This is a genomic window from Vineibacter terrae (assembly GCF_008039615.1).
GTDB lineage: Bacteria > Pseudomonadota > Alphaproteobacteria > Reyranellales > Reyranellaceae > Vineibacter > Vineibacter terrae.
The window spans coordinates 39,118-45,117 of the sequence record NZ_VDUZ01000069.1; the positions used below are offsets into that span (position 1 = coordinate 39,118).

At 66.5% G+C, this 6,000-nt stretch carries 6 protein-coding genes; all 6 read left to right on the plus strand.

Annotation, left to right across the window (positions count from 1 at the left end; translation table 11 throughout):
• The first annotated feature begins 156 nt into the window (after positions 1 to 156).
• From FHP25_RS37100 to FHP25_RS37125, 6 genes are read left to right on the plus strand one after another with little or no spacing between them, the layout of a single operon-like run.
• Entirely contained in the window at positions 157 to 1,401 is a 1,245-nt protein-coding gene (locus FHP25_RS37100) for an amino acid ABC transporter substrate-binding protein (protein ID WP_178134075.1), read from the plus strand.
• Between the two features lie 12 nt (positions 1,402 to 1,413).
• Positions 1,414 to 2,292, plus strand: a complete 879-nt coding sequence (locus tag FHP25_RS37105; RefSeq protein WP_147852047.1) for a branched-chain amino acid ABC transporter permease — start codon at positions 1,414 to 1,416, stop codon at positions 2,290 to 2,292.
• A 1-nt stretch (position 2,293) separates the two neighbouring features.
• Positions 2,294 to 3,247, plus strand: a complete 954-nt coding sequence (locus tag FHP25_RS37110) for a branched-chain amino acid ABC transporter permease (RefSeq protein ID WP_147852048.1) — start codon at positions 2,294 to 2,296, stop codon at positions 3,245 to 3,247.
• Entirely contained in the window at positions 3,244 to 3,966 is a 723-nt protein-coding gene (locus FHP25_RS37115; protein WP_147852049.1) for an ABC transporter ATP-binding protein, read from the plus strand. The genes FHP25_RS37110 and FHP25_RS37115 overlap by 4 nt, the downstream gene beginning before the upstream one ends.
• Positions 3,963 to 4,682, plus strand: a complete 720-nt coding sequence (locus FHP25_RS37120; protein ID WP_147852050.1) for an ABC transporter ATP-binding protein — start codon at positions 3,963 to 3,965, stop codon at positions 4,680 to 4,682. Before FHP25_RS37115 ends, FHP25_RS37120 begins: the two co-directional genes overlap by 4 nt.
• 17 nt (positions 4,683 to 4,699) lie before the next feature.
• On the plus strand, positions 4,700 to 5,686 hold the full coding sequence (locus tag FHP25_RS37125) for an isopenicillin N synthase family dioxygenase (protein WP_147852051.1): 987 nt from the start codon (positions 4,700 to 4,702) through the stop codon (positions 5,684 to 5,686).
• Positions 5,687 to 6,000: the final 314 nt, after the last annotated feature.

Here is a 6,000-nt window from a genome sequence, read left to right on the forward strand (position 1 = left end):
CGATATTCTTCTTGAAATTTGCCTTGCCGCCTCGGCGTATGTCAAATACTATATCGCCATAGTGGTATTCGAAAATCTCTGCCAATGCCACAGCAGGTTGCCATGCGCCGTCCTGCACAAACGCTTCAACGACAGAGAGGCAAACGGAGGGGGGCCATGGCACACCGCATCACGCGACGCGGATCGATCAAGGCAATTTCAGCCACCATCGGCATCGGGGCGCTCGCGCGCTCCAATCGGGCGTCAGCGCAGACGCTGCCGTCCGTCATCTTCGGCGGCACCATCCCCTTCAGCGGCCGCTGGGCTGAAATCGGCCAGAGCGTCCATGCCGGCTATCAGACCGTTGTCAAATACGTCAACGAGGTGAAGGGCGGGATCGACATCGGCGGCAAGCGCCATCGGCTGGAGCTGCGCCTGGTCGACGACGCCTCCGATCCGCAGCGCGCCACGACGCTGCTGCAGAAGCAGATCGACGATGACGTGCTTTTTTTCCTGGGGTCGTATTCGACGCCCATCATCCTGCCCCAGGTTGCACTGACCGAACGGGCCCGCAAGCCTATGGTGCAGGCAGGCGGCGGCGGCGACCCGATCTTCACGCAGGGCTACAAGTTCGTCTTCGGCATGTATCCGCGCGCCTCGCGCTCGGCCTTCCCAGCGGTCGACGCTTTCGAGGCGCTGTCGCCCAAGCCCAAGACCATCACCGTTGTCTACACCAACGACCCGTTCTCCAAGCCCCAGGGCCTCGGCGTGATCGAGCGCCTGAAGGAGAGGGGCATGCAGGTCATCAAGGTGTTCGAGCTGCCGGCCCAGCTGCAGGACGTTTCAGCGGTGCTGACCTCGGTGCGCGAGGACGCGCCCGACATCGTCATGTGCCTGACATCGGACCAGAACTCGCTGCTGATCGCCCGCCAGATGGCGCAGAGCCGGACCGATGTGAAGATGCTGTTCACCTCGCTCGGACCGCAGGCAGCCAGCTTCCGCGAGGCGCTGGGCAAGTACGCCAGCGGCATAACCTGCATCTCGACCTGGTCGCCGACCTTTCCCTACACCGACCCGATCTTCGGCTCGACAGCCAAGTTCGCCGAGTATTACCGCGCCAACAACACCCTGCCGCTGATCTACCATCAGGGCACGGCGGCGGCATGCATCGTCGCCTATGTCAGCGCCCTGCAGACGGTCGGCCGCACCGACGATCCGATCGCGGTGCGCGATACGCTAGCCAAGCTCGACATCGAATCGCTCTACGGCCGCATCAAGTTCACGCCGCAGGGCGATGGCGACCCGGTGCTGATGGGATCAGCGGTGACCCAGGTGCAAGGCGGCGACGTCAAGGTGATCGCGCCGGAACGCCTGCGCGAAGCCCCGCCGCTCTGGCCGATCGAGCCCTGGTCGAAGCGCTGACGCGACCCGGCCGTGACTGCGCTGGTCCAGACGCTGGTCAATGGGCTGCTCTACGGCGGCATCCTCTCGATCGCGGCCGTAGGCTTCTCGCTGATCTTCGGGGTGATGAGCGTCATCAATCTCACCCACGGCATCTTCGTCATCGGCGGGGCCTATGGCGCGCTGGTGGCGTGGTCGGTGCTGGGCATCGACCCGCTGCTGTCGATCCCGCCCCTGATGCTTGTGGCCTTCGCCCTGGGTTGGGCCTGCCAGCGCCTGGTGATCCAGCCGGCTGTCGAACGCGGCAACCCGGTCGCAGCGCTGCTCGTCACGTTCGGCTTCGCCCTGATCGCCGTGAACCTGCTGACGGTCACCTTCTCGTCGTCGGTACGGTCGATCAGCCCGTCCTATTCCTTCATCAACCTGCGGCTCGGCGACATCTCGATCGACCTGGTGCGGCTGGTCGCCTTTGGCTGCGGCCTGGCGCTGATCGCCATCCTCGGCTCGTTCCTGCGCTTCTCGCGCTGGGGCCGCGTCATCAGGGCGACGGCGCTGTCCGAGCTGGGTGCCCGGCTATGCGGCGTCGACGCCCGCGCGGTCTATGCAATGACCTTTGCAGTGGCCAGCGCCTTCGCCGCCGCCTCGGGCGTGCTGATCGGCATGATGCTGCCCTTCACGCCGGCCGATGAAGTGACGTGGACGGTCTATGCCTTCATCGTCGTGACGCTGGGCGGCGTCGGCAGCCTGGGGGGCGCCATGCTGGGCGGCCTCCTGCTCGGGCTGGTCTCGACCCTGACCCAGACCTATCTCGGTGCGGTCTATACCAACATGGTGATGTTCCTGATCCTGCTGTTCACGCTGCTGGTGCGCCCGAACGGCATCCTGGGCAGCGCGTTCAAGGCCAGCCGCTGACATGGCGCGACGGATCACGATCCTGCTGCTGGCCGTGCTGCTGATCGCCGCGCTGACGACGCTCCCCTTCTTCCTCAAGGCTTTTCACATCCGGGTCGGGCTGTCGATCTTCCTGTCGGCAGGCTTCGCTGTTTGCTGGTGGCTGCTGGCTGGCTTCACGGCCTACTACAGCTTCGGCCACACCGCCTTCGTTGGTATCGGCGCCTTCGCTGCGGCGCTGGCCCTGCGCGCCGTGCCCGAAGCAGCTCCCGCGTTGCAGCTTGCATGGAGCCTCGGCGCCGGCCTGGTGGTCGCCGGCGGGATCGCGGCGATCATCGCCTGGCCGATCCTGCGGCTGCGCGGCCACTACTTCACCATCGCCATGCTGGCTGTCGCCCTGGTGCTGGGCGAAGCCGTCGCAGCCTTTCCCGTTTTCGGCGGGTCGACCGGCCTCGCCTTGCCCAACCTGGCGCCGATGGGTGTGCGCGTCGAAGCCTTCTTCTACTGGATCGCGCTGGCGCTGCTGGCCATCGTGATGGCCGTCGCCTGGGTGATCTCGCGCAGCCGGCTGGGCTATGGCTTGGCCGCGATCCGCGAGGACGAGGATGCCGCGCAGATGCTGGGCGTGCCGACCACGCGCTTCAAGGTCGTGGCCTTTGTGCTGTCGGGTGGGCTGATCGGATTGATCGGCGCCGTCTATGCCTTGAACCTCGGCTACATCACCAGCGATTCGGTGTTCCGCGGCTCGCTCAGCCTGGAGATGATCGTCAACAGCCTGGTCGGCGGCATGGGTTCGATCCTCGGGCCGGTGATCGGCGCCGCCGTCATGACCGGCGTCACCAAGCTGGTCCTGGCCGACCTGCTCGAATACCACCTCGCCATCACCGGCGTGCTGATCGTCGCCGTGGTGCTCGTCGCACCCGACGGCCTTGTCGGGCTGTGGCGCCGCCGGCGTGCGCAGAGTGCCGGGCGATGACCACGCCCCTGCTGGACGTCATGGGACTGAGCCGGCGGTTCGGCGAGCTGGCCGCGGTCGACGATGTCTCTTTCACCGCCGAAGCCGGCCGCATCGTCAGCCTGATCGGCCCGAACGGCGCGGGCAAGTCGACGATCTTCAACCTGCTGACCGGCTACCTGCCGCTCAGCCGGGGCAGCGTCAGCTTCCGCGGCCGGCGCATCGACGGCATGAATACCTGCCGCATCGCCGAGCTCGGCATCGCCCGTGCATTCCAGATCGCACGGCCCTTCCGCGGCCTGAGCGTGCGCGACAACGTCAAGGTCGGCGCCCTGTTCGGCAACCGCGACAATCGCGGGCTCGGTGTCGTCGACGAGGCGCTGGCGCTGGCGGGCCTTACCGAGCTGGCCGACAGGCCGGCCGCCGAGCTGACGATCGGCCAGCTGCGCAAGCTCGAGCTCGGGCGCGCCTTCGCCGCGCGGCCTCACCTGCTGCTGGCCGACGAGCCGCTGGCCGGCCTGGTGCCGGCGGAGTCGGAGGAGATCCTGGCCAGCCTGAAGGCGCTGGCTGCCCGCGGCGCCGGCGTCCTGCTGGTCGAGCACGACATGCCGGCGGTCATGAAGGTGTCCGACCGCGTCGTCGTCCTGGAGGCCGGCCGGCTGATCGCCGCCGGGCGGCCCGAGGAGGTCAACCGCGACCCCCGGGTGATCGAGGCCTATCTCGGCCAGGAGGCGCCATGACGACGACCGACCTGCTGAGCGTCCAGGGGCTGGCCGCCGGCTATGGCGGCGCGCTGGCCGTGCGCGGTCTCGATTTCGCCGTGGCGCCGGGCACCATCGCCGTGCTGGTCGGCGCCAATGGCGCCGGCAAGACCACGACGGTCCAGGTCATCGCCGGCGCGATCCGGCCGAGCGGCGGCACGATCCGCTTCGACGGCGAGACGGTGACCGGCCTCGACTGTCCCGCCATGGTCGACCGTGGCATCACGCTGGTGCCCGAAGGGCGGCTGATCTTCGCGCGCATGACGGTCGAGGAAAACCTGTTGATGGGCGCGCTGAACCGGCGCGCCGCAGCCAACCTGGCCCGCAACCTCGACCGCGTCTTCGCGCTGTTCCCGCGTCTGGCCCAGCGGCGTGGTCAGCTCGGCGGCAGCATGTCGGGCGGCGAGCAGCAGATGCTGGCCATCGCCCGCGGCCTGATGGCCGAACCGCGGCTCATGATCCTGGACGAGCCCTCGCTCGGCCTGGCGCCCAAGGTGGTGGCCGAGACGTTCGGGCTGATCCGGCAATTGAACGCCGAGGGGATCACTATCCTGCTTGTCGAGCAGAACGTGCGCCAGAGCCTGCAGCTGGCCGACCGTGCCTTCGTCATCGAGAAAGGGCGCGTCGTGCTGTCGGGCGCCGGCCCGACATTGCTGGACGATCCATTCGTCAAGACGGCGTTCCTGGGACTGTGAACGCGAGGGAGGACAAGATGCCTGAGCATGGCGATATGGCCATCGATACGATCCCGATCGTCGATATCGGAGGCTTCCGTGATGGATCGGCCAAGGACCGTGTGGCCCGCCAGGTGCAGGAGGCGGCCGAGACCGTCGGCTTCCTCTATATTGCCGGGCATGGCGTCGACCAGACGGTGATCGAAGGCGCCTTCGAAGCTTCGCGCGCCTTCTTCGCGCTGCCCGAGGCCGACAAGCTGACGGTCAAGATCAACAACGCCCATCGCGGCTTCATGCCGATCAACAACTCGACATACACCGCCGACCTCAAGCCGAACTTCAACGAGACATTCCTGACCGGCCTCGACCTCGGGCCCGACGATCCGGACGTGAAGGCGGGCGTGCCGCTGCACGGGCCCAACCAGTGGCCCGCCGCCATGCCGGCGCTGCGCCCGGCCATCGATACCTATTTCAATGCCCTGAGGGATGTCGGCGATACCGTGCTGCGGATCTTCGGCCGCGCGCTCGACCTCGACGAGGATTATTTCCTGCCCTATTTCAAGAAGCCGATGCCGTTCGTGCGCCTGCTGCACTATCCGCCACAGCCGCCGACACGGGCCGAGAACGAATTCGGCATCGCCCCGCACACCGACTATGGCTTCGTCACCATCCTGGCCCAGGACGAGGTCGGCGGCTTGCAGGTGCGCCGCCGCGATGGCGGCTGGATCGACGCGCCCTACGTCCCCGGCACTTTCGTCGTCAACATCGCCGACATGCTGAAGCGATGGACCAACGACCGCTGGCTGTCGACGCCGCATCGCGTGATCAACACCACCGGCCGCGAACGTTATTCGATCCCGTTCTTCTTCGACCCGACCTACCACACGCTGGTCGAATGCATACCGGGCTGCAACCGCAACGGCGAAGCGCCGAAATATCCACCCATCACGTGGGGCGACTACCTGAAGCAGCGCTTCGACTCGACCTACGATTATCGCAAGGCAAAACGCCAGGACGGCGCATAACGCGACGTGAGAAACGCGCTCGTCCCTGCCGGGCACTTCGGCATCCGATCGTCTTGGCCTTCATGACGCCACCCGCACGCTACCTTTCATGGGGCTGCGGGTGGTCGCTTCCTGCCGGCGCGCTGCATCACAAGGGATGCGGAGCGCCTCCTGGGCTCGAATTGAAACTGATCCGTCAATAAACCGGCTAGTCCGAAGTTACCCCTGAGGGAATTGAGCAAGTTGTTGTGATCGCAGGGATTTGTTGACTGCGAAGTGTTTCGTGCTGCCTACAGCGAGGGTGTCAGGTCGAGCAGATCGAAGGCGCGTTGCTG

Coding starts and splice junctions, on each gene's coding strand:
- FHP25_RS37115 (WP_147852049.1), top strand. CDS start 3,244: ATGACCACGCCCCTGCTGGACGTCATGGGACTGAGCCGGCGGTTCGGC.
- FHP25_RS37110 (WP_147852048.1), top strand. CDS start 2,294: ATGGCGCGACGGATCACGATCCTGCTGCTGGCCGTGCTGCTGATCGCC.
- FHP25_RS37100 (WP_178134075.1), top strand. CDS start 157: ATGGCACACCGCATCACGCGACGCGGATCGATCAAGGCAATTTCAGCC.
- FHP25_RS37125 (WP_147852051.1), top strand. CDS start 4,700: ATGCCTGAGCATGGCGATATGGCCATCGATACGATCCCGATCGTCGAT.
- FHP25_RS37120 (WP_147852050.1), top strand. CDS start 3,963: ATGACGACGACCGACCTGCTGAGCGTCCAGGGGCTGGCCGCCGGCTAT.